The organism is Companilactobacillus tucceti DSM 20183, assembly GCF_001434665.1.
Lineage (GTDB): Bacteria > Bacillota > Bacilli > Lactobacillales > Lactobacillaceae > Companilactobacillus > Companilactobacillus tucceti.
Genome location: NZ_AZDG01000001.1, coordinates 38,109 through 61,363 on the forward strand (window position 1 = coordinate 38,109; position 23,255 = coordinate 61,363).

Consider the following 23,255-nt stretch of genomic DNA (forward strand, 5'->3'; position numbering starts at 1 on the left):
AGGTTAATATGCAAAAAATCTACGGATTTGTCGCTGAATTTAATCCATTTCATAATGGACATAAAAAATTCATAAATGAAATAAAACAAAAATTTCACCCCGATGTTTTAATTGCTGTCATGTCTGGCAATTATGTACAACGAGGTGATTTTGCCGTTCTTGATAAGTGGAAAAGAGCACAAATTGCTATCGAAAATGGTATTGATTTGGTTGTCGAATTGCCATTTTCATATGCTGTTCAGCCAGCAGAATTGTTTGCAAAAGGTGCCACCTCATTACTAAATGATTTAGGCGTTAATAATATAGTATTTGGTACTGAAAATGATCTTGATTTTGAGTCTATTGCATTAAAAATGTTAAATTTAGATACTGAGTTTAAACAAGATTACAAAAGAAATTCTGCTAGTAACCTGAATGAGTTTTATAAAAGTTTTGGTATTGATGTTCTTGAATCACCTAATCAGCTTTTGGGAATAAATTACGTTCAACAAATCTTAAAAAATGACTATCGTATACATGTAAAGACTATAACTAGACAAAATTCTTCATATAGTGCGACAAAAATTAGACAGAATTTACATGATGAAAAATCTATTTCTGATTTAGTGCCTGATAGTACATTAAAAGCATTAAAAAATGATAAAATTATTTCGTGGGATGATTTCTTTCCCTTTTTGAAGTATCGTATTGTTAGTGATTCAACAAGTGATTTACATAATGTTTATCAAATGGTTGAAGGTCTAGAAAATAAGTTCAAAAAAGAAATATCAACTAAAGAATTTGAATCATTTATTAATGCAGTCAAGTCAAAGCGATATACAAGGTCGAGATTAAGAAGACTATCTATGTATACGTTGATCAACGTTAAAGAGTCTGAAATCACTTTTGCTTATGATAATCCCTATTTGAGAGTCTTAGGATTTAATAATGTAGGTCAAAACTATTTGAAGAAATTGAGGAAACAGACAGGCTTTATTACAAAGGTAGGAAAGAATGAGCAAGATATTTTAGGTTTAGAAATAAGAGCCGACAATATTAGAAGACTCATTGATAATAGAGAACAAAATTTTGGAAAAATTCCTTTTATGGAGGGAAAAATTAATGCTTAATTGGAATGTTTCGGATATTCGAAAGTACAAAGATAAGCCTTTTGCTTTTAAAGAGGAAATCGATTTGGAAACAGAGTTAAAGAGCCGTTCAAAAGATATTTTGAATGCAGATAAGGTTATTGTTGATGGTCAACTTTTCAATGATAATGGATTGGTCATTTCTGATATTAAAGTTTCAACAAATGTTACTTTGCCATCGACAAGAAGTTTAAAAGAAGTTAGTGTTCCATTAAATTTCCGTATTAACGAAGCATATAACATTGATAATATTGATACAGAAGAATTTGAAGAAAATACAATTATTATTCCGATTGATGAAGAAGATCCAGTCATCAATGTTTATGAATCAGTGGTTGATAATATTTTGTTGAATGTTCCAACGCAAGTTTTGACAACGGAAGAACGTGAAGAAAACGTTATGCCATCAGGAAATAATTGGACGGTAATTTCTGAAGAAGAATACAACAAGCAAAAAGAGGAAGATAAGCAAGTAAATCCTGAATTTGCAAAATTAAAAAATTTATTTAAAGATAATAACAAAGAGGAGTGATATTATATACTCCTTTTTTATTTTTTTGTTACTATTAAAAGTGTACGTAATTACAGGTCGGAGGTATTAGTATGTCAAAACCACAAATTGGTGTTATTGGAATGGCTGTTATGGGTAAGAATTTGGCCCTTAACATTGAAAGTCGTGGATATGAGGTTGCTATTTTCAACAGAACTGGTTCAAAAACTGAAAATGTTGTTAAAGAACATCCCGACAAAAAATTGGTACCAAGCTATACAATTGAGGATTTTGTAAACTCATTGGAGAAACCACGTCGTATTTTGATGATGGTTAAAGCTGGTGCAGGTACAGATGCTGTTATTAAAGAATTAATTCCATTACTTGATAAGGGTGATGTGTTGATCGATGGTGGTAATACATTCTTTGAGGATACAATTAAGAGAAGTCAACTATTAGATAAATCAGGTATCAACTTCATTGGAATGGGAGTTTCCGGTGGTGAATTAGGTGCCCTAAAGGGACCTTCATTGATGCCAGGTGGTCAAAAAGAAGCTTATGATTTAGTTGCTCCAATTTTGGAACAAATTTCTGCTAAAGCAGACGAAGATGGTGCACCTTGTGTATCATATATCGGACCAAATGGTGCTGGTCATTATGTAAAGATGGTACATAATGGTATTGAATATGGTGATATGGAATTAATTTCTGAAAGTTATAACTTATTAACTCACTTATTCAATAATGATTTGAATAAAGTTGCTGATGTCTTTAAAGATTGGAACAAGGGTGAACTTTCAAGTTACTTGATCGAAATTACTGCTGATATTCTAACAAGAAAAGATGACGAAGGTAGCGACGACTTTATCGTTAATAAGATTATGGATAAAGCTGGTAACAAGGGTACAGGTAAGTGGAGTTCACAAAGTGCTCTTGAACTTGGTGTTCCTCAATCTCTTATTACATCAGCCGTTTATTCACGTTATATTTCAGCATATAAAGATGAACGTGTTAAGGCAAGCAAGGTTCTCGCTGCACCAACAAGCAAACCTGAAGTAAATATTGATGAATTTGTTGAAAAGATCCGTAAAGCTTTGTACTTCAGTAAAATCATGAGTTATGCTCAAGGATTTGCTCAAATGAAGGCTGCTTCTGATCATTATGATTGGAATCTTCAATACGGTGAAATCGCACAAATCTGGCGTGCGGGATGTATCATTCGTGCTCAATTCCTACAAAAGATAACTGATGCATATGATAAAGATGCTGACCTTGATAACTTGTTGTTAGACAATTACTTCAAAGATATCGTTGAAAAGTATCAAGCTGCTGTTCGTGACGTAGTAAGCTATGCAGTTCAAGCTGGAATTCCTGTTTCTGGCTTTATGTCAGCTGTTTCTTATTATGATCAATATCGTTCTGAAGTATTGCCAGCTAATCTAGTACAAGCACAAAGAGACTACTTTGGTGCTCATACTTATGAAAGAAATGACAAACCAGGTATTTTCCACTATACATGGTATGAAGAACAATAGTATTAATTTAAGCCTCTGATAATTAATTTTATCTGAGGCTTTTTTTTACTTTCTAAATATTTGTGAAAGAATAAAAAAAAAAACTTGTCTTCTTTTAATATTTGCTATATGTTAAAATCATTAATGCATGTCCATAAAGGGACAATACAAATAAAAATGATTAAGCTATAATTAAAGATTATTTAATATATAGGAGAATAAGATGGCTAAAATACTTGTTATTGAAGATGAAGAAAATATGGCCAAATTCGTTCAACTAGAGTTACAACACGAAAATTATGATGTAACTGTAAAGAGGGATGGACGAACAGGCTTGGAAGCCGCATTAGGTGAGGAATGGGATTTGATCCTTCTTGATTTGATGTTGCCAGAATTAAATGGGATCGAAGTTTGTCGTCGTGTCAGACAGGAAAAGAATACTCCTGTTATTATGATGACTGCTCGTGATTCAATCATTGACCGTGTATCAGGACTTGATCATGGTGCTGATGATTATATTGTAAAACCATTTGCTATTGAAGAATTATTAGCAAGAATTCGCGCCTTATTAAGAAGAATCGATTTAGATATCGATGTAACAAGAAATAATGACCAAGTTTTGAAGTACAAGAACTTAGTTATTGATAAGACAACTCAAACATTGAAACGAAATGGTGAAGTAATTGACCTTACAAGACGTGAATATGATCTTTTGAGTGCCCTAATGGAAAACGTTGGTACGGTCTTAAGTCGTGATGACTTATTGGAACGTGTTTGGGGTTCAGGATCAAGTACTGAAACTAATGTTGTCGATGTTTATATTAAATATTTGAGAAATAAGATTGATCGCGGTGGTGCACCTAGCTATATTTCAACAGTTCGTGGTAAAGGATATGTGATGAGACGATGAGAATCTCTATTAAATTTAAATGTACATCGTTAATATCATTAATTATTTTAGCTGCATATATAATTGTGGCTGTAATTGCATCCAAAACTGTTGATAGCGTAGCCAGTGTTAGTGAGATACATTCTTTTAACATGAAGTTAATATTTGGTGGAGTAGTTATTTTCCTTATTGGAGTATTGATCAGCTACTTTGCCGTTAATCAAGTTTTAAATAATTTGAAGGTTATTAATAGAACAATCGATGATTTAAATAAAAAACCAGATTCAGATTCTAGAATTAAGATCAGAAAACGCGATGATGAGATTTATGATTTAACAGTTAATATCAATAAGATGTTAGATCGTATGCAAGCTTATACAAACCAACAAAAAGAGTTTGTTGAAGATGTTTCTCATGAGTTGAGAACTCCAGTTGCTGTTTTGGAAGGTCATTTGAGTATGTTGCAGCGTTGGGGTAAAGATGATCCTGAGGTCTTAAATGACTCGATAAATTCTTCTTTGCAAGAGTTGAAACGTATGCAGTCATTGATTCAAGAAATGCTTGATTTAACACGTGTCGAGCAGATCGATAGTGATTACTTGAAACAGACAACAGAAGTAAAGCCTTTGTTTATCCAGGTTTATAATGATTTCAAGATGTTACATCCTGATTTTGTAATAAACTTTGATGATGATATTAAAGAAGGTAGTTTAGTTCAGATCTATCGAAATCATTTGGAACAAGTTTTAGTTATTTTATTAGATAATGCGTTTAAGTATTCAGCAGATCGTAAGGAAATTAGCTTGTCAGCATCAACTAACTCAGCATTGTTAGAAGTAGTTGTTCAAGATTATGGCCTAGGAATCGCTAAAAATGACCTTAAACGGATTTTTAACAGATTCTATAGAGTTGACAAGGCCCGCTCTAGAAAACGCGGTGGTAACGGATTAGGACTATCAATTGCCAAGAGATTGATTGAGATATATCACGGTAGTCTAGAAGTTGAAAGTGTTGTGGGTTCTGGTACGGTTTTCAAAATTGAATTACCAATTGTAACTATTGAACCTGGCGATGATGAAGATAAGTCAAAAAAAGATAGTAAGAAAAAAGACTAATAAAAAGATTCGACTTAAATGATATAAATTTTAGTCGAATCTTTTTTGTATATTTAGGAGAAGATTATGAGTAATATTTATGATAATGAAAATTTCTTTGAGAAATACAGTCAAATGAATCGCAGTGTTAAGGGACTCTCAGGAGCAGGAGAATGGAGTACTTTGAAAGAATTATTACCAGATTTTTCTGACAAATCAGTTCTCGATTTAGGCTGTGGATATGGGTGGCATGATAGATACGCAATTGAAAATGGCGCTAAGTCAGTTATTGGAGTCGATTTATCAGAAAAGATGCTCGCTGTGGCTAAAGGTAAAACAAAGACCGATAAAATTACTTATTTACTGGATGATATTACAAAGGTGGATTTTAAGGAGAATCAATTCGATGTCGTATTAAGCTCATTGGCGATTCATTATGTGAAATCGTTTAGTGAATTGGTTGAAAAAGTCCGTAAATACTTAAAACCTAATGGCACTTTTGTTTTTTCCGTAGAACATCCCATTTTTACTGCGCTAGGTAGTGAAGAGTGGAATTATTATGAAGATGGGAGAATAAAGGATTTCCCAGTAGATAATTACTTTTATGAAGGTAAAAGAGAAACTGATTTTTTAGGTGAAAAAGTAATTAAGTATCACAAGACATTAACCACATATCTTGATGGATTATTGACAAATGATTTTCAGATAAATCGTGTTGTAGAGCCAATTCCTCCAAAAAGTATGATGGACATTCCGGGGATGAAAGATGAAATGCGTCGTCCTATGATGTTGATTATTTCTGCAAGTAATCAAAGAGTGTGACAACACATGGTCTGTTTTAAGCGGAAAAAGCTATGTGTTGTCACACGTTTATACTGCATATTTAAAGATAATAGTAGTTTTGCCTCAAACTTTTATAGACTAAACGTGCAGCAAAAGGCTGCAATCTCATTTTTTTACTTAAAAAACGCCGCTGTATTATCGTAAATATGTTTAGCAGTTTGTGCACTATTCATTGTATAAATGTGGATCCCAGCAACGTCATTTGTTACAAGATCTACAATTTGATCTATCGCATATGCTAAACCTGCGTCTCTTAATGCAATAGGATCGTCTTTATATTTATCCAGAATGGCTAAGAATTTTTTAGGCAAGTGCGCCGAACAATTTTCCAAAATATGAAGTGCTTGTTTACGATTAATTATAGGCATAATACCAGCTAGAATAGGAACGTTTATATCGGCAATCGCGCATTCTTCTTGGAATCGAAAAAACTGCTCATTATCATAGAAAAGCTGGGTTATAAGTTGGTCACATCCAGCATCTACTTTTTCTTTTAGATGTTTTATGTCATCAATTCTATTGGTAGATTCAGGATGAACTTCGGGGTAACAAGCTCCACTAACTTCAAAGTCAGGCTTTTCTTGTTTAATAAATTTAGTTAGATCACTAGCGTATTTAAAATCATTTTCTGGAGCATGACCATCAATTATATCTCCACGTAAGGCTAAGACTTGGTTGATATTTAGTTCTTCCAACTCATTGAGAATTCGACTTACTTGTTTTTTATTGACGTAAGCTGCAGGCATATGAACCATCGCGGGTACTTGAAGATCATTGTGAACATGTTTTGCTAAATCAATAGTATTTTTTTCATAATCAACATTATGATTACTACATGTAACACTGATAAAACTAGGCTTTAGTTCTTTTAATTGATCTAGTGTTTTTGTTAAATTTTCTATGCCAACTTTAGAATTAGGAGGGAAAACTTCAAATGATAAAGTAGATCCAGTATTTGTTTCTGCCATATTTAAAGCTCCTTTCGAACTTCCTTAGCAGCTGTGGTCAAATTTTCCACGCTAGCTTTTGCTTCGGTAATTCCACGAGTTTTTAATCCGCAATCTGGATTGATCCAAACTTTTTCTTTAGGTACTTTAGAAAGAATTGCATGAATAGTTTTTGTGATTTCTTCAACTGATGGTATACGTGGTGAATGGATATCATAGACACCTGGACCAACTTGCAGTTTAAAGTGTTGTTTTTGTAGTTCATCTAAGATTTCCAGATTTGAACGTGATGCCTCAAAGGAAATAACATCAGCATCCATACTTTCAATTGCGGGAATTATATCAGTGAATTCGCTATAGCACATATGTGTGTGGATCTGTGTTTCAGGTTTAACTTTGCTATGAACTAATCTGAATGCAGGAATAGCCCAATCTAGATATTCTGAATACCAATCAGTCTTTCTGAGTGGTAGTTTTTCACGAAGGGCAGCCTCGTCAATTTGAATAATCTTGATACCGTTTGCCTCAAGGTCAAGAACTTCTTCTTGAATTGCTAAAGCTATTTGTAAAGTAGACTCTTTAACTGAAATATCTTCTCGTGGGAATGACCAATTAAGGATGGTTACAGGACCTGTTAACATACCTTTAACGATCTTCTTAGTCTGACTTTGAGCATACTTAGACCATTTGACTGTGATTGGTCGAACTCTACTGACATCGCCCCAGATAATTGGTGGTTTAACACCACGAGTACCATATGATTGCACCCAACCATTTTTACTAAATAAATATCCATCTAAGTTTTGTCCAAAATATTCGACCATGTCATTTCTTTCAAATTCACCGTGAACCAAAATATCTAGTCCAATGTCTTCTTGCCATTTTAGCCATTCATTGATGTGTTTAGCAATAAAGTCGTCGTATTTTTCTTGTGAAATTTCATTATGTCTGAATTTTGAACGGAATTGTTTTACTTCTCTTGTTTGTGGAAAGGATCCAATTGTTGTTGTTGGTAGCAAAGGTAAATTGAATTCTTTTTTCTGGATCTCAGCTCTTTTTTGAAGAGAAGGAGTTCTAGTAAATGAATCTTTATTTAAATTATTAATCGCTTGGGAGACCTTTTTATTAGGTGTTACCCGAGCTTTTTTGAATAAGTTATTATTTTTAATTTCAGCATTTTTGTCGGAACCATTTAAGATCTTTTGTAGTTCAACTAATTCTGATAATTTCTCTTTGGCAAATGCAAAATGCGATTTTATTTCGATTGGAAAATCTTCATTTTCAATTGTAAATGGAACGTGTAATAAAGAACATGATGTAGATAGAACAATATTTTTAACGTTCAAATCTTTTAATAATTGTAATGAATCTTGATAGTGATTACGCCAGATATTCTTCCCGTTTACAATACCAGCAAATAGGATTTTATCATCTGGAAATCCAGTTTGAACAAGTTCTTTTGACTTGCGACCTTCGATGAAGTCTAAACCAATACCTTCAACTGGTAGATCTATTAGGTCACTATAAACATCACGAACGTCACCAAAGTAGGTTTGGATAAGTACTTTTAGTCCAAATTTGTTTTGTAGTAGTTTTTGGTAGATTTCGTTAAATAATTCCCTGTCGGATCCAATAACATCCTTTACTAGTTCAGGTTCATCTAGCTGGATCCATTCAGCACCTTGATCGGCTAATTTCTTGAAAACCTGTTGATATACAGAAATTAAATCATCTACGAAATTTTGAGGTTTTGAATCATGAAATTCACTCAAACTTAATAGGGTAAATGGTCCTACGATAGTAGGGCGTGTTTTGATCCCGGCTTCTTTTGCCTCTTGAAATTCGTCGAAAATTTTTGTATCAGTTAATTTTATATCGGTTGTTTTAAAAAATTGAGGAACTAGGTAATGGTAATTAGTATTGAACCACTTTTTCATCGGGAGAGCTTTTATATCGCCTTTATCACCTTGATAGCCGCGTGCCAGTGCGAAGTATCTGTCCAATTTTGATAATTTTAATTCTTTGTCAGCTTCAGGAATTATATTAAAAAGAAAAGCAGTATCTAAAGTTGTGTCAAAGAATGAAAAGTCATTACTTGGAATATAATCGATTCCAGCTTGTTTGATGATTTGCCAATGTTTTAGACGTAGATTTTTAGCAAAATCTTTTAATTCTTGTTCAGTTATTTCGTTGCGAAAATATTTTTCTGTTTGAAATTTTAATTCTCGTTTTTCACCTATTCGTGGAAAACCAATGATTGATGTTGTCATATAAAAGCCCCCTTGTTATTGGTATATACGATAACATCGTTAAGTTTGATTTAATAACTGTAAAAAACAATTATCTATTATAGTTTTAAACTATAACGTAGAATATACTTAATCTTAAGTGGAGGTTAAGTATGAGAATTCAACAATTGGAATATCTAGAAACTATTGTGAAGATGGGTTCTATTAATGAGGCTGCTAAGGCACTTTATCTTACACAGCCAAGTTTATCTAATGCTATTAAAGAGCTAGAAAAAGAAATGGGTATTACGATTTTAAATAGAAGTAAATTAGGGGTCTCATTAACTAATGAAGGTCGTGAATTTATGATTTATTCACGACAAGTTTTGGATCAAGTTCAATTATTGGAAGGGCGTTATCAAAAACAAGTCGTTAGAAAGCAAGCATTCTCAGTCTCTGCACAACACTATGCATTTGTGGTTCACGCTTTTGTACAACTGATCAAGACAGTTAATGCAGATGAATATCAGTTCACTTTAAGAGAAACTGAAACAGATAATATTTTGAGTGATTTAACTAATTTTAAGAGTGAAATTGGAATTTTATATTTAAATCACTTTAATGAAAGAGTCATGCAAAAACTTTTTAAGGAAAAAGATTTGATTTTCACGCCTTTATTTACTGCCTTACCACATGTTTTTGTTGGCAGACAAAATCCCTTAACAAAAAAAGAAAAAGTAAGTTTGGATGATTTAGTTGATTATCCTTATTTATCATATGAACAAGGAGAAAACAATTCATTTTACTTTTCTGAAGAAATCCTTAGCACAATAGACCATAAAAAGAGTATTAAGGTTAGTGATCGAGCAACAATCTTTAACTTGATGGTGGGACTAAATGGTTACACCATAAGTTCGGGGATTATTAGTAGTGCTTTAAATGATGATAAGATCGTCGCCATTCCTTTAGATGTCGATGATTCAATGACTTTAGGGTGGCTAAAACCACGACAGTCAAAACTTAGTTCGATTGCCGAGACTTATTTGAAGATGTTGAAGCAACATATTCGAGGATATGGGTTTGAAATCATTTAATAACTGAAAAATTAGACAAAAAAATAGACCTGCACCAATCCTAGGTACAGGTCCGGGACTACATTATAGTAAATCTTTGGAATGTATAATGTAATCTCATATGCAAGTAGGCTACTTGCATATATTACAATACACGTTTTTAACTAAAATAGCTAACTATTTTTTGTCAATATTTTGTTTACCCTTATTTAATTCACGTATTTTATCATGTTCATCCTTAGGAACATTTGTTGTTTCTGAATTATTAGAGGCATTTGTTGACGTATTATTTGAAGAACCACTAATTATCTTTTCAAGAATTTCTTCGGTAACAACGACTTCAATAGGATGTTCTTTTAGATATTCATCAGTTTCTCTTCTAACTTTTGGAACCATAACGTAATTAGTTAATGCTTGTTGAATTAAGATAACAACACCACCAACTAAGAAGTATAGTGCCAGTGCAGCTGAAGCGTACATTGAGATAAAGAATGTGAACATAGGATTCATAAACAACATCATTTGCATTTGTTTTCTTTGTTCAGCTGGTACAATTTGCAATGACATCCAACTTTGAATGATATAGAAAACAGTAGCAACAATTGCAATTACAAAACTTGGTTTTCCAAGAGGAATTGTCAAGAAAGCGGCAGAACCAATTTGTTTAGAATATTGCACAGCTTGGTAAATAGCAATTAGGACAGGCATTTGTAGTAATAAAGGCAAGCAACCCATGCCACCTGTGATACTAAGGTTGTTCTTCTTATAAATGTCCATCATTAAAGCACTTAATTTTTGAGAAACGGCAGGATCTTTAACTTCTTTTTGCTTTTCTTGGATCAAAGCTAATTGAGGTTGAACGGCACGCATTTTTTCTTGTTGTGTAGTTGATTTGTATTGTTGATTTAAAGAAAGAGGCAATAGCAACAAACGAACTACGAAAGAAATAATTACGATTCCCCATGCATAAGCATTTTTACCACCGATTATTCTAGCAGTTGCCAAAATAAGGTTTTGGAAAGGAATACCTAAATACTTATAGATAATTCCATAAGGTCCACCAGTTGGAGCATGTTGAGCACCAGATTGAGCACAACCCGATACTACCAATGCTAGTACAACAACAAGTGATAGCACTGATACGTATTTGATAAATTTTTTATTCAATTATAAACCATCCTTTTAATCATATAAAAGTAATATACTGTAAAGCATTTGGTCTTTCAACCAATGACCTTGAAATTACTATACGATTTTAAATTATCGGAAAAAGTATAATCCAAATGCTTAACTTTTCCAAATGGTGAGGGCGATTGTTGAACTTTGCTTAAAAAGATATATAGCAGTCGTTCATCACCTTCAGCTTCAATCGAAACTGAACCGTCACGTTCGTTTTTCACAGTACCGGTGACGCCCACGTCCGTAGCTAAACGTACAGTCGAATATCTGAAACCGACTCCTTGTACTAATCCATTTACTTTAATTGAAAGGTGTTTCATTTTTATTTTCACTCCAAATTGTTGTGTATGTTACTATCTAATTATAAAACAAGAGGGAAGAAACCTATGAAATACATTGAATCTAAAAAAAATGATGAGATAAAACAAATTGCTAAACTTTCATCTACTAAGTATATCAAGAAAACTGGAACATATTTAATCGAGGGTTTTCATTTAGTACGAGAAGCTGATGCTAATGACCAAAAGATCCTTAAAATATTAGTTACAGAAAATCATGAAGATGATCGATTAGTAAAGAAATATTATGACAATGCAATTGGAATTTCTGATGATGTTGCACAAAGTTTGTCAGAGACAAAGACTCCTCAAGGAATTTTTGCAGTAATTGAGGTTCAAAAGAAAGAAGAATTAACTGATTTATCAGGTCAATGGGTCATGCTTTCAGATGTCCAAGACCCAGGTAATGTCGGAACTATCATTAGAACAGCTGATGCTGCCGGTTATGATGGTGTAATTACAAGCCTTGATTCAGCTGACTTTTATCAGCCTAAGGTTCAACGCTCAATGCAAGGAAGTCAATTTCATTTGCCTATTTATAGAATGGATCTTCATAAAGCTATTGATTTGGCAAAAGAATCAGGTTTAATAGTGTATGGATCTGAGGTCAATGACCAAGCTGAATCATATACTGAATTAGAAAAAACATCAGATTTTGCAGTAATCATGGGAAATGAAGCTCATGGATTAACTGAGGATGTTTTAGAGAAGACTGATAAAAATATCTATATCCCAATTTTGGGTAAAGCTGAATCGCTCAATGTTGCGGTTGCTGCAGGTATTTTGTTATATGGATTAAAGATTTAACAACTTGCTAAAATAAATACCTTTTGTATAATCGTATGTATATTAATAATTAAAACGTTGAAGAAAAATAGTAACTAATAAGTTTGTGACAGGAAGAATCGGAAACTGAGAAGATTTGGCAAACAAATTAGTGAATTCACTTTTGGAGTTTTAAAGTCGGTCACTATATAACCATTTGAGTGCATGTATTTAACATGAACTAGGGTGGTACCGCGAGTCCTCGTCCCTTATTTGGGATGAGGACTTTTTTATGTACAGATAGTAATTGTGTAGGAGGAAGAAAATGTCATTAAACGATAAGTTAAAAGATCTAAGAAAAAATGGTGTTAATGAAGCAAAACGAGCTGAAAAATTACAGGAATTAAATGATTTGAGGGTTAATTTACTTGGTAAAAAGGGACCAATCACCAAAGCATTACGTGGAATGAAAGGTGTTCCAGCTGAAGAACGTCCAGAAATCGGTACTTTAGCTAATAATGTTAAAAAAGATATTCAATTAGCTATTGAAGAAAAAATGGACGAATTAAATAAACAAATGATAGCTAAGAAGCTAGAAGAAGAAACAATTGATGTTACTTTGCCTGCACAATCTAGAAATATTGGTACAAGACATATTTTGAAACAAACAATTGAAGATATCGAGGAATTCTTTATTGGCTTAGGTTATCGTGTTGATGCTGGTCATGAAGTCGAAGAAGATCATTATAATTTTGAAAGATTGAATATCCCAAAGAACCATCCTGCTCGTGATATGCAAGATACTTTTTATTTAACTGATGAACTACTTATGAGAACACAAACATCTGCACAAGAAGGTCGAGATATGGAATCTCACGATTTCTCTAAGGGTCCTCTAAAGGTTATCTCACCAGGTGTTGTTTATCGTCGTGATGATGATGATGCAACTCATTCACATCAATTTCACCAAATTGAAGGATTGGTTGTTGATAAAAACGTAAGTATGGCTGACTTGAAAGGGACACTTGAAGCCCTATGTCGCCATGTCTTTGGACCTAATAGAGAGATACGTTTTCGTCCAAGTTACTTCCCATTTACTGAACCATCTGTTGAAGTTGATGTTTCATGTTTTAATTGTAATGGTGAAGGATGCCGTATTTGTAAATATACCGGTTGGATCGAAGTTTTAGGTGCTGGATTAAGTCATCCTAATGTTTTGGAAATGTCTGGAATTGATTCAACAGTTTATAGTGGTATCGCCTTTGGTCTTGGACCTGAAAGATTTGCCATGCTTAAATATGGAATCACAGATATCCGTGACTTCTATTTAAATGATGTTAGATTCTTAGAACAATTCAAAGGAGTAAATTAGTAATATGAAAATTTCATTAAGTTGGTTAAAAGAATATATTCCTGTTACTCATACAGTCGAAGAGATTGCAAACAAGGTATCATTGACAGGTATTGAATCAAGTCCTGTTAAATTGGGCGAAGGATTAGATAAATTAGTTGTTGGTCATATTACTAGTATTAAGCCACACCCAGATTCTGATCATTTAAATATTTGTACAGTAGATGTTGGTGAAGATGAGGATATTCAAATCGTTTGTGGTGCTCCTAATGTGGCTGATGGACAATATGTCATCGTTGCAAGACATGGTGCACATCTTCCAGAAGGTAACCGTATTAAACGTGGTAAGATCCGCGGAGTTGAATCAAACGGAATGATTTGTGGTTTAGATGAAATCGGTGTTCCTGAAAAGTATGTTCCAGAAGCCTATCATAACGGAATCTATGTATTTCCAGAAGCTGAAAAAACTGGTGCAAATGCATTGGAACTTTTAGGCTTAACTGATGAAATGGTAGATTTGGATATTACTCCTAATCGTGCTGATACACTAGGTATGAATGGTGCTGCTTGGGAAATTGGCGCTACTTATGATGAAAAACCAGAAATCAAGAAAGCAACTATCGATGAGTCAAAAGTTGTTAAATCAAGTGATGTTACTGCTGAAGTAAATGATGAAAAATTGGTTCCTGACTTTTTACTACGAGAATTAAAGGGTGTTACCGTTGGTGAAAGTCCATTATGGATGCAACGTCGTTTGTGGAATCAAAATATTCAACCAGTAAATAACATTATTGATTCAGCTAATTATGTCATGATTGAATACGGTCAACCAATTCAAGCTTATGATCTAGATAAACTACAAGAAAATAAAGTAGTTGTAAGAAACGCTAAAAGTGGTGAGAAGTTTACTTTAGAAGATGATACTGAAAAAGTATTGAGTCACAATGACTTGATCGTAGCTTCAGGTTCACAAATTCTAGGTATAGCCGGAGTTGCTGGTAGTATTAACGCAAGAGTAACAAAAGACACTAAAAATGTTCTATTAGAAAGCGCAGTGTTTGATGGGGCTAGTGTTCGTAAATCAGCGCAACGTCATGACTTGCGAGGAGATGCCTCTAACCGCTTTGAAAAAGGTGTTGATAATGGGAACGTCTCAGAATCCTTAGTTAGAGCTAGTCAATTAGTTGATGAACTTGCAAAAGTGGAATCAATTTCAGAAGAAATAGTTGGTAGTAAAACTGAAGCCAAACCAACAGTCATCGAAGGAAGTATTTCTCATATAAATCACTTAATGGGATTGAGTTTATCCTCTGATGAAATAATGAATATCTTTGATCGCCTTGGATTTGAAGCAGATCTTAATGGTGACAAGGTAACAGTTACAATTCCTACAAGACGTTTTGATATGTCAATTGAAGCTGATTTGATTGAAGAAGTTATTAGAATTTACGGTTATGAAAACCTTAAAGGAACTTTACCAGCAGGAATGGAAACAAAGGGTGGCTATTCAGCTAAACGTGAGTTTAGTAATAAATTGCGTAATGTATTACTAGGCCAAGGATTAGACGAAGTAATCAATTTTGCCCTTTTGAGTAAAGAAGAAGTTAATGATTTCAATATTAAAGATACAAATCTAACAAAACTTCTACATCCAATGACTGAAGATCATGAGTACTTAAGGACTAGTTTGATACCTGGACTAATTAATAACGTGGCTTATAATCAAGCAAGAAATAATGATGACATTGCAATCTTTGAACAATCAAGAATTTTCGATAGATCACAAGGTGAAGACCGTCCTAATGAAGTAGAATATATTTCAGGTGCTATCAGTGGAAATGTTACTAACGACTCATGGAATACAACAAGTAAAGAAGTTGATTTCTACGATGTAAAAGGAATTGTTGAAGAACTTCTTTCATTTACAAATGCTAAAGCTCATTTTGAGTATATAGCAACTAATCAAATCTCTAATTTGCATCCTGGCCAGTCAGCATTTATAACAGCGGATGGACAAAGAGTTGGATATATTGGTAAACTACATCCTAGCTACCAAAGTGATCATAATGTAAATGATACTTTTGTTTTTGAATTGAATGTCGATGAGTTATTTGATCTGAACAAACGTAGAGTACAATCGCAACCTGCTCCTAAGTATCCTAGTGTAAGTCGAGATTTAGCTATCTTGGTTGAAAAGGATATTGAAAGCGGACAAATCGTCAATGACATTTTCGCTAATGGTGGTAAATACTTAATTGATGCTAATATCTTTGACCTTTACCAAGGTTCACATGTAAAACCAGGTCATAAATCATTGGGTTACCATTTGGTTTTCCAAAATCCTAATGACACATTGACTGATGAAACAGTTGAAAAGGCTTTTGATGTAATTAAAGATAGTCTTGTTCAAAAATTTAATGTGGAAATAAGATAATAGCGCCCAAACTAATGGTATAATTTAATAAATTAACTCGGGAGGCTGTGTCTTGAGCCAAAAGGATGACAAGAAAGAAGCATTAAAAAAAGAATCTGAGGATAAAATTTCAACACGTGCCAAGGAACGAACCGTTGCAAATCACATTGCATATTGGATTGTTGGTGTAATTGCCGTATTAGCAGTAATTGTAGCTATTATTGGATTTAACTATGTTAATAGTTCATTACAACCATATAATTCCAAAAATACGGAAGACATTGTTGTTAAAGTACCCGTAGGTTCTTCAAGTAAAGATATTGCTAAAGAACTTGAGCAAGATAAGGTTATTAAGAGTGGTACAGTTTTTAATTTCTATATAAAAGCTCAGAATTATACTGATTTTCAGGCCGGTTACTATCATTTTACGCAAGCAATGTCTATGAATGAGGTTGTTAAGCAGTTGCAAAAGGGTAGTAGTGCTGAACTAACTGGTAAAGCAACTAATACAGTATTAGTCCGTGAAGGTGTTACGATCGACCAAATTGGTGACCAAATTCAAAAAACAACTAATTTCAAGAAAAAAGATTTCTTGAAATTAATGAAGGATAAAAAGTATCTAGCTTCACTTCAAAAGAAATATCCAGAATTATTGGACTCTTCAATGAAGAAAAAGAACGTTAGATATCACCTTGAAGGTTATTTATTCCCAGCTACTTATGGGATGTATAAAGGGATGACCTTAAAAGACTTGGTTAACCAAATGGTTTCTAACGAAAATGACAAGTTAAAACCTTATTATTCTCAAATAAAGGAAAAGAACTTAACAGTTCAGCAAGTCTTGACTCTTGCATCCTTAGTTGAGCGTGAAGGTGTAACTAACAAAGATCGTAAGAAGATCGCGGGTGTATTCTTTAATCGTATTGATATAGATATGCCACTACAATCAGATATCTCTGTTATGTATGCTTTAAATACACATAAAACTAGTTTGAAAAATAAAGATACCAGTGTAAAATCTCCATATAACTTGTATAAGAATAAGGGATATGGACCTGGTCCATTTAACACGCCAAGTTTACAATCTATTGAAGCGGTATTGAATCCGTCAGATAGAGATGAAGATTATCTATACTTTGTTGCTAACTTGAAGACAGGTAAAGTTTATTACTCACATACTCTTCAAGAACATGAGAATAGAAATTCTTCTCTAGGACAATAGTCCATAATTAGATATAATGGATAAGTGTCATCTAGCCTTTGGTTAGGTGACATTTTGAAGTTTTCAATAATATAAATTAAAGATATTTTTAAAAGTGAGGAAGTTTAAAATGGCAGACAAAAGTTATCCAATGACTGCAGAAGGTAAACAAAAACTGGAAGAGGAATTGGAAAATCTAAAAAAGGTTAAAAGACCTGAAGTAATTAATAGAATTAAAATCGCCAGAGGTTTTGGTGATTTATCAGAAAATTCAGAATACTCATCAGCAAAAGATGAACAAAGTGTTGTTGAATCACGTATTTCACAAATTATTGAAATGCTTCAATATGCTAACGTTATTGATACTGACAAGGTTGCAAATGATGAAGTCTCTGTTGGTAAAAAGGTAACTGTTCAAGAAGACGATGATGATCCAGAAGAATATATTATCGTAGGATCAGCTGAATCTGATCCAGATGCAGGTAAGATTTCAAATGATTCACCAATCGCTAAAGCTTTAATCGGTAAACACGTCGGTGATGTAGTTACAGTTGAAACACCTGTTGGAAGTTATGACTTAACTATTAAAGCCGTCGGAGTTGCATAATGTAATCGTTTTCTGCTATGTTTATTTTATACATATAGTGGGGTGAAAGAAATGAAAATTGAATTAACTGAGGAAGCATCAAAATGGTTTGAAGATGAAGTAGGAGTTAAACCAGGTGATGGAATTCATTTTTATGGTAAGGTTTACGGCAAAACAATGGTTCACGAAGGCTTTTCAATCGCATTTAGAACTGAGAAACCTGTTAAACCTGAATCAAGTACAGAAATCAATGGTGTTACTTACTTTATTACTGATAGTGATGTTTGGTTCTTTACTAGATATGACCTTTTAGTAGAATATGATCCTGAATTGGATGGTCCAAAGTATATCTTTAAATCTAATGAATAATGCTTTTTAATGTTTTGAAGGGAAACCTATGAGAAAAATACTCGATATAATAAAGAAAAGAACAGGTAGTCAATCAAAGTCTACTATTCCATTTAGACTGAACCTGCTTTTTTTTATTGTTTTTGCCTTGTTTGCTTTATTGGTAGGACAACTTGCATATTTACAAATCGTTTATGGTGGTAAATTTGTTGCTGAAGTTAATCGAACGGACAAAACAGTAATGAGCGGTAACGTACCTCGTGGAATGATTTATGATTCAAAAGGAAGATTGTTAGTCGGTAATTCAACGGAAAACGCAATAACTTATACAAAGAGTTCTAGTGTCAAATCCAGTGATATTTACCAAATTGTCAATCGTCTAACTAAATACGTTTCTTTTGAAAAAGAAAGTCTATCAACTCGTGATAAAGCTGACTATATCTTGGCCGCACCTGGAAAATCGGCAAAAGTTGCTAAACAGATGCCCAAGTCACAAAGAGTCGACTCAAATGGTGACCAACTCTCTCCAAGCAAACTTTATAATAATGAAATTAAGTATATTAAAGAAGAAGGAATTCATTTAAACTCAGAAGAACTTGCTAAAGCGTCTGTATTTAAGAAAATGAGTTCAGCTTATTCTCTTTCAACAGTCTTTTTGAAAGATACCAATCTTACATCTAAAGAAATTGCTCAAGTAAGTGAACATTTGACCGAGTTGCCAGGTGTAAATATTGGTACAAATTGGAATCGTGAATATCCACAAGGTAAGTCTATTGCAAGTATTATTGGTGGAGTTTCTACGGAAAAACAAGGTATTCCAGATGATGAGTTGAATCAAATGTTAGCTGCCGGATATTCTCGTAATGATCGTGTTGGTACAAGTTATTTAGAGAAGAGTTATGAGAGTATTCTTTCTGGTACTAAGAGTCAAAGAGAAGTACAAATTGGTGGTAATAACCAAATTAAGAAAAGCAAGCTAGTATACAAAGGTGAAAAAGGTGGAAATTTGAATCTTACGCTTGATTCAAAGTTCCAAAAGAAAGTTAAAAGTATTTTAGACTCTACGTATAGTGCTGCTCAAGCTGATGGTGTTACTCAGTATTCTGATGGTGCATACGTTGTAGTTATGAATCCTAAGACTGGTGCCATCATGGCTATGTCAGGTATTAGGAATGATCCAACTACTGGTAAAACAACAGAAGATTCACTAGGTGTTATCAATAGAGCCTTCGTTATGGGATCTGCTGTTAAAGGTGCGACTGTTCTAGGTGCTTTGATGGATGGAGTAATTACGCCAACTAATAATACGCAGGCTGATGTCCCTATCTATTTACCAGGTACTGCAATTAAAAAATCAGTTTACCCAATTGGTACATTTAGTAGTTTGAATGCTGAAATGGCACTTCAAGTTTCATCTAATGAGTACATGATGGCATTGGCAATGAAAGAAGCTAATGCAAAGTACACACCTAATTCATATATTCATATGGATTCAGATATTTTCTCTAAGATGAGAGGATATTTTAATCAATTTGGACTTGGTGTTAAAACAGGTGTTGATATTTCTGGTGAAACGACTGGACTTGTCGGTTCTACGCATAATAGCGATGGACAATTAAAAACAGGTTCCGCACTGGATCTATCTTTTGGTAACTACGATTCATATACTTTAATGGAAATGGCACAATACATATCCACTATTGCTAATGGAGGATATAGAATGCGTCCTTATATTGTTCAGTCTATTCAAAAGACAAATGACAATGGTAAAAAAGGTGCAATTCAATCAGTTACTCAACCTAAGGTCTTGAATCGAGTTGGATTTACTAATTCTGAACTTAACGTTGTTAGAAGAGGTATGTACGCCGCTGTTCATGGTACAAACGGATGGACAACTGCTACAAAACTTAAGGATCTAACGCCAGCGGTTGCAGCTAAAACTGGTACTGCTCAGACATTCTACTTTAATCCTAAGGATCCTAATAATACTAATCCACCTGAAACTATTAATAATAGTTTGGTATCGTTTGGTCCGTATGATGATCCTAATATTGCCATGGCTGTTGTGTTCCCTAACATTACTTCTGAGTCTGGTAATTATTCTCAGGTTGTTGCAAAGGCAATTTATGAATATTACTATAAAATGACAGGACAGGGAAAGGATTAATCTAAATTAATTCTTTTAAAATGTCTGAAAAAATGGTATATTTAATTAGTTGAATTTTAGTTAAGTATAATTGAAAGGATGTTCCTAATGAGAGTAAATATAACAATGGAATGTACTTCATGTCATGAACGTACATATCTAACAAACAAGAGCAAACGTAACAATCCAGAGCGTCTTGAACTTAAGAAGTATTGCCCACGCGAACGTACTGTTACATTGCATCGTGAAACAAAATAAACAACAGGTTAATAGCCCTGTTGTTTTTTTTTACTAGGGAGGCAAAAAATTGGACAAAGTCAGTTTTAGAAAAAAGCAAATTGACTTAATTGATGAATTTATGAGATCAGGTAATGCTCAAGAAGAGATAAATGATCTATATATGCAATTATTTCAAGATGAAGAATTTTTAAATGCTAAAAGTATTGGTATTACTTTGAGTATGAATAATGAAATTCCTACTTTTCCGATTATTAAATATTGTTGGGATATGGGTAAAGACGTATATATCCCTAAAACATTTTCAGATTACACTATGACTTTTGTTAAATATACAAGTGAAACTCCACTTGAGACTAATTCTTTTGGAGTTAGAGAACCAGTTAATTTTGAGACTGATACACTAAATCCGCCTGAACTTATAATTGTTCCAGGTGTGGCTTTTTCAAAAGATGGTAATAATCGTTTAGGTTTTGGGGCAGGATATTATGATCGTTATTTGGCATCTTATCCTACTAGAACCGTTGCTTTAGCATTATCTGAACAATACTATTTGCAAACTCCTTGGCCTATTTATGTATTAGACAAACCAGTGGATAAAATTATCACGGTGAAAGGCAATAACAATGTATAGAGAAAGAGAACCTTATGTTACATGGTTATTATTGGCTGTAACGGTTTTTGTCTTCGTATTGGAAACACTTAGTGGTGGTTCCACAAGTACTGGTACTTTAGTTAATTTTGGAGCAAAGGTTACTCCTTTGATTCAGGATGGACAATGGTGGCGCTTGATTACACCAATATTTTTACACATAGGTATATTTCATATTCTAATGAATGGATTTACCCTATACATCATGGGTAAGTCACTAGAACCGTTAATGGGACATTGGCGATTCTTTGTTTTATATATACTTAGTGGAATAGTTGGTAATCTAGCTAGTTTTGCTTTCGGTGGATATTACACTATATCAGCTGGAGCAAGTACGTCATTATTTGGTACATTTGCTGCCTTTTTGTCGTTTGCCTTAATATATCGCGAGAATCAAGGATTCTGGGAACTAGGTAAGTCATTTTTGACTTTGATTGTTCTTAACTTACTGATCAGTTTAGTAGGTTCAAATTTTGATATTTGGGGACATATTGGTGGTATCATTGGTGGATTTTTCTTAGGTGTCGTTCTAGGATTGCCAAAAAGTACTCGTCCGAAGTTGATAATTAGGGTAGTTTCAGTAATAATTATTATTGTTGTTTCTTACTTTATGTATGTAAGAGGTATGAACATTGGATAATTTAAGTTTAAAAAATCTCTATGACGTACAACAATTGCTGAAGCGTTTTGGAACCTATGTTCATTTAGGTAAAAGGCTTTGGGACATTGAATTGATGTCAATCGAAGTCAGAAATTTATATAATAATGAAATGATTGATAAAAAGACCTTTATTAACGCGCAGTTGGTATTAAAGTCAGAGCACAGAAAAGAAGAGCATAAAGATAAAGAAGAGAAGGAAAGATAAAAGTGGTAGAAAAAAAATTAATCGGTGTTGACCTAGGTGGTACAACAATTAAATTTGCGATCCTTACTGCTGATGGGGATATTCAACAAAAATGGAGTATTGAAACTAATGTACTTGCAGATGGTCAAATGATTATTCCAGATATTGTTGATTCAATCAATCATCATCTAAAAATGTATGAAATGACAGCAGATCAATTTAGTGGTATCGGTTTAGGATCACCAGGTACAATTAATTTTAAAGAAGGTACAATTAAGGGCGCATATAATCTTAATTGGACTAATTCTGTTTACCCTGTTCGTGATATTGAAAAGGGTACAGGAATTCCCGTTACAATCGAAAACGATGCTAACGTAGCCGCACTTGGTGAAAGATGGAAGGGTGCTGGTAACAACGCTGATGATGTTGTATTCGTAACCTTAGGTACTGGTGTTGGTGGCGGAATTATTGCCAACGGTAATATCTTGCATGGTGCTAGTGGTGCAGCCGGAGAAATTGGTCACGTTACAGTTGAACCTGATGGATTCTTATGTACATGTGGAAAACGTGGTTGCTTGGAAACTATAGCATCAGCAACTGGTATCGTACACGTCGCAAGAGATCGTGCTTCTGAATATGCTGGTGACTCTGAACTTAAAGCTATGTTAGATGATGGTCAAGATATTTCTGCTAAGGATGTTTTTGATTTGGCTAAAAAGAATGATGATCTTGCATCTATCGTTGCAGATTATGTATGTGACTCATTAGGTTTTGCTTTAGCAAATGTTGCTAATTCACTAAATCCAAAATATGTTGTTATTGGTGGTGGCGTTTCAGCTGCTGGTGATTTCTTATTGGATAAAGTTAACAAAGCTATGCGCGTTAACGAGTTCGCTACTATCAAAGATTCAACTGAATTACGTTTGGCTAGTCTTGGTAATGGTGCTGGTGTTATTGGCGCTGCTTCATTGATCAAGATGAAATAGGGG

23 protein-coding genes and 1 other annotated feature are annotated in these 23,255 nt (G+C 33.7%); of the genes, 19 read left to right on the plus strand and 4 right to left on the minus strand.

The window, feature by feature from the left end; all coding sequences use genetic code 11:
- The first annotated feature begins 8 nt into the window (after positions 1-8).
- The 6 genes from FC72_RS00195 to FC72_RS00220 all read left to right on the plus strand — a co-directional run bounded on the left by FC72_RS00195 (position 9) and on the right by FC72_RS00220 (position 5,936).
- Positions 9-1,109 carry a nucleotidyltransferase gene (locus tag FC72_RS00195; RefSeq protein ID WP_057763554.1) on the plus strand — a complete coding sequence of 367 codons (1,101 nt, stop codon included), beginning with the start codon at positions 9-11 and terminating at the stop codon, positions 1,107-1,109.
- Positions 1,102-1,659: a YceD family protein gene (locus tag FC72_RS00200; protein ID WP_057763556.1), complete on the plus strand. Its 558-nt coding sequence runs from the start codon at positions 1,102-1,104 to the stop codon at positions 1,657-1,659. Before FC72_RS00195 ends, FC72_RS00200 begins: the two co-directional genes overlap by 8 nt.
- A 71-nt stretch (positions 1,660-1,730) precedes the next feature.
- A complete protein-coding gene (gndA, locus tag FC72_RS00205; RefSeq protein WP_057763558.1) occupies positions 1,731-3,152 on the plus strand; it encodes an NADP-dependent phosphogluconate dehydrogenase in 1,422 nt (473 codons plus the stop codon).
- A gap of 202 nt (positions 3,153-3,354) precedes the next feature.
- On the plus strand, positions 3,355-4,041 hold the full coding sequence (locus FC72_RS00210) for a response regulator transcription factor (RefSeq protein WP_057763560.1): 687 nt from the start codon (positions 3,355-3,357) through the stop codon (positions 4,039-4,041).
- Positions 4,038-5,135 (plus strand): sensor histidine kinase, encoded by a 1,098-nt coding sequence (locus FC72_RS00215; protein ID WP_057763562.1) that lies wholly within the window; start codon positions 4,038-4,040, stop codon positions 5,133-5,135. Before FC72_RS00210 ends, FC72_RS00215 begins: the two co-directional genes overlap by 4 nt.
- A 63-nt stretch (positions 5,136-5,198) precedes the next feature.
- A complete protein-coding gene (locus FC72_RS00220; RefSeq protein WP_201781783.1) occupies positions 5,199-5,936 on the plus strand; it encodes a class I SAM-dependent methyltransferase in 738 nt (245 codons plus the stop codon).
- A 134-nt stretch (positions 5,937-6,070) separates the two neighbouring features.
- Here FC72_RS00220 and metF read toward each other — a convergent pair whose 3' ends face one another.
- The gene (gene metF / locus FC72_RS00225) at positions 6,071-6,925 is read right to left on the minus strand and encodes a methylenetetrahydrofolate reductase [NAD(P)H] (protein WP_057763566.1); all 855 of its coding nucleotides are present in this window, start codon (positions 6,923-6,925) and stop codon (positions 6,071-6,073) included.
- A 2-nt stretch (positions 6,926-6,927) separates the two neighbouring features.
- Positions 6,928-9,174, minus strand: coding sequence for a 5-methyltetrahydropteroyltriglutamate--homocysteine S-methyltransferase (metE, locus tag FC72_RS00230; protein WP_057763569.1), 2,247 nt, complete (start codon positions 9,172-9,174; stop codon positions 6,928-6,930).
- A 131-nt stretch (positions 9,175-9,305) separates the two neighbouring features.
- Between metE and FC72_RS00235 the strand changes: the two genes are divergently transcribed.
- Entirely contained in the window at positions 9,306-10,226 is a 921-nt protein-coding gene (locus FC72_RS00235) for a LysR family transcriptional regulator (RefSeq protein WP_057763570.1), read from the plus strand.
- Positions 10,227-10,382: 156 nt separating this feature from the next.
- Here the strand turns inward: FC72_RS00235 and yidC are convergent, their stop codons facing one another.
- Both yidC and FC72_RS00245 read right to left on the minus strand, forming a co-directional pair.
- Positions 10,383-11,372: a membrane protein insertase YidC gene (yidC, locus tag FC72_RS00240; RefSeq protein WP_057763572.1), complete on the minus strand. Its 990-nt coding sequence runs from the start codon at positions 11,370-11,372 to the stop codon at positions 10,383-10,385.
- Between the two features lie 56 nt (positions 11,373-11,428).
- Positions 11,429-11,704, minus strand: a complete 276-nt coding sequence (locus tag FC72_RS00245; RefSeq protein WP_057763574.1) for an acylphosphatase — start codon at positions 11,702-11,704, stop codon at positions 11,429-11,431.
- A 66-nt stretch (positions 11,705-11,770) separates the two neighbouring features.
- Here FC72_RS00245 and FC72_RS00250 point away from each other — a divergent pair, with 66 nt between their 5' ends.
- From FC72_RS00250 to FC72_RS00300, 12 genes are all read left to right on the plus strand, one after another.
- Entirely contained in the window at positions 11,771-12,529 is a 759-nt protein-coding gene (locus FC72_RS00250; protein ID WP_057763576.1) for a TrmH family RNA methyltransferase, read from the plus strand.
- A gap of 48 nt (positions 12,530-12,577) precedes the next feature.
- Positions 12,578-12,760 (plus strand) — a binding site (T-box leader).
- A 52-nt stretch (positions 12,761-12,812) separates the two neighbouring features.
- Entirely contained in the window at positions 12,813-13,859 is a 1,047-nt protein-coding gene (pheS, locus tag FC72_RS00255) for a phenylalanine--tRNA ligase subunit alpha (protein ID WP_057763577.1), read from the plus strand.
- A 4-nt stretch (positions 13,860-13,863) separates the two neighbouring features.
- Complete coding sequence (gene pheT, locus FC72_RS00260) at positions 13,864-16,272, plus strand: phenylalanine--tRNA ligase subunit beta (protein ID WP_057763580.1); 2,409 nt, start codon at positions 13,864-13,866, stop codon at positions 16,270-16,272.
- 52 nt (positions 16,273-16,324) lie between these two features.
- Positions 16,325-17,473: an endolytic transglycosylase MltG gene (mltG, locus tag FC72_RS00265; RefSeq protein ID WP_057763582.1), complete on the plus strand. Its 1,149-nt coding sequence runs from the start codon at positions 16,325-16,327 to the stop codon at positions 17,471-17,473.
- Between the two features lie 109 nt (positions 17,474-17,582).
- Entirely contained in the window at positions 17,583-18,059 is a 477-nt protein-coding gene (gene greA / locus FC72_RS00270; protein WP_057763584.1) for a transcription elongation factor GreA, read from the plus strand.
- A 51-nt stretch (positions 18,060-18,110) separates the two neighbouring features.
- Positions 18,111-18,407 carry a HesB/YadR/YfhF family protein gene (locus FC72_RS00275; RefSeq protein WP_057763585.1) on the plus strand — a complete coding sequence of 99 codons (297 nt, stop codon included), beginning with the start codon at positions 18,111-18,113 and terminating at the stop codon, positions 18,405-18,407.
- 28 nt (positions 18,408-18,435) lie between these two features.
- Complete coding sequence (locus FC72_RS00280) at positions 18,436-20,553, plus strand: peptidoglycan D,D-transpeptidase FtsI family protein (protein WP_057763587.1); 2,118 nt, start codon at positions 18,436-18,438, stop codon at positions 20,551-20,553.
- An 87-nt stretch (positions 20,554-20,640) separates the two neighbouring features.
- Positions 20,641-20,790 carry a 50S ribosomal protein L33 gene (rpmG, locus tag FC72_RS10605; protein WP_083480699.1) on the plus strand — a complete coding sequence of 50 codons (150 nt, stop codon included), beginning with the start codon at positions 20,641-20,643 and terminating at the stop codon, positions 20,788-20,790.
- A gap of 49 nt (positions 20,791-20,839) precedes the next feature.
- The gene (locus FC72_RS00285) at positions 20,840-21,403 is read left to right on the plus strand and encodes a 5-formyltetrahydrofolate cyclo-ligase (RefSeq protein ID WP_057763589.1); all 564 of its coding nucleotides are present in this window, start codon (positions 20,840-20,842) and stop codon (positions 21,401-21,403) included.
- Positions 21,396-22,061 carry a rhomboid family intramembrane serine protease gene (locus FC72_RS00290; RefSeq protein ID WP_057763591.1) on the plus strand — a complete coding sequence of 222 codons (666 nt, stop codon included), beginning with the start codon at positions 21,396-21,398 and terminating at the stop codon, positions 22,059-22,061. Before FC72_RS00285 ends, FC72_RS00290 begins: the two co-directional genes overlap by 8 nt.
- Entirely contained in the window at positions 22,054-22,287 is a 234-nt protein-coding gene (locus FC72_RS00295) for a YqgQ family protein (RefSeq protein ID WP_057763592.1), read from the plus strand. Before FC72_RS00290 ends, FC72_RS00295 begins: the two co-directional genes overlap by 8 nt.
- A 2-nt stretch (positions 22,288-22,289) precedes the next feature.
- On the plus strand, positions 22,290-23,252 hold the full coding sequence (locus FC72_RS00300; RefSeq protein ID WP_057763594.1) for an ROK family glucokinase: 963 nt from the start codon (positions 22,290-22,292) through the stop codon (positions 23,250-23,252).
- Positions 23,253-23,255: the final 3 nt, after the last annotated feature.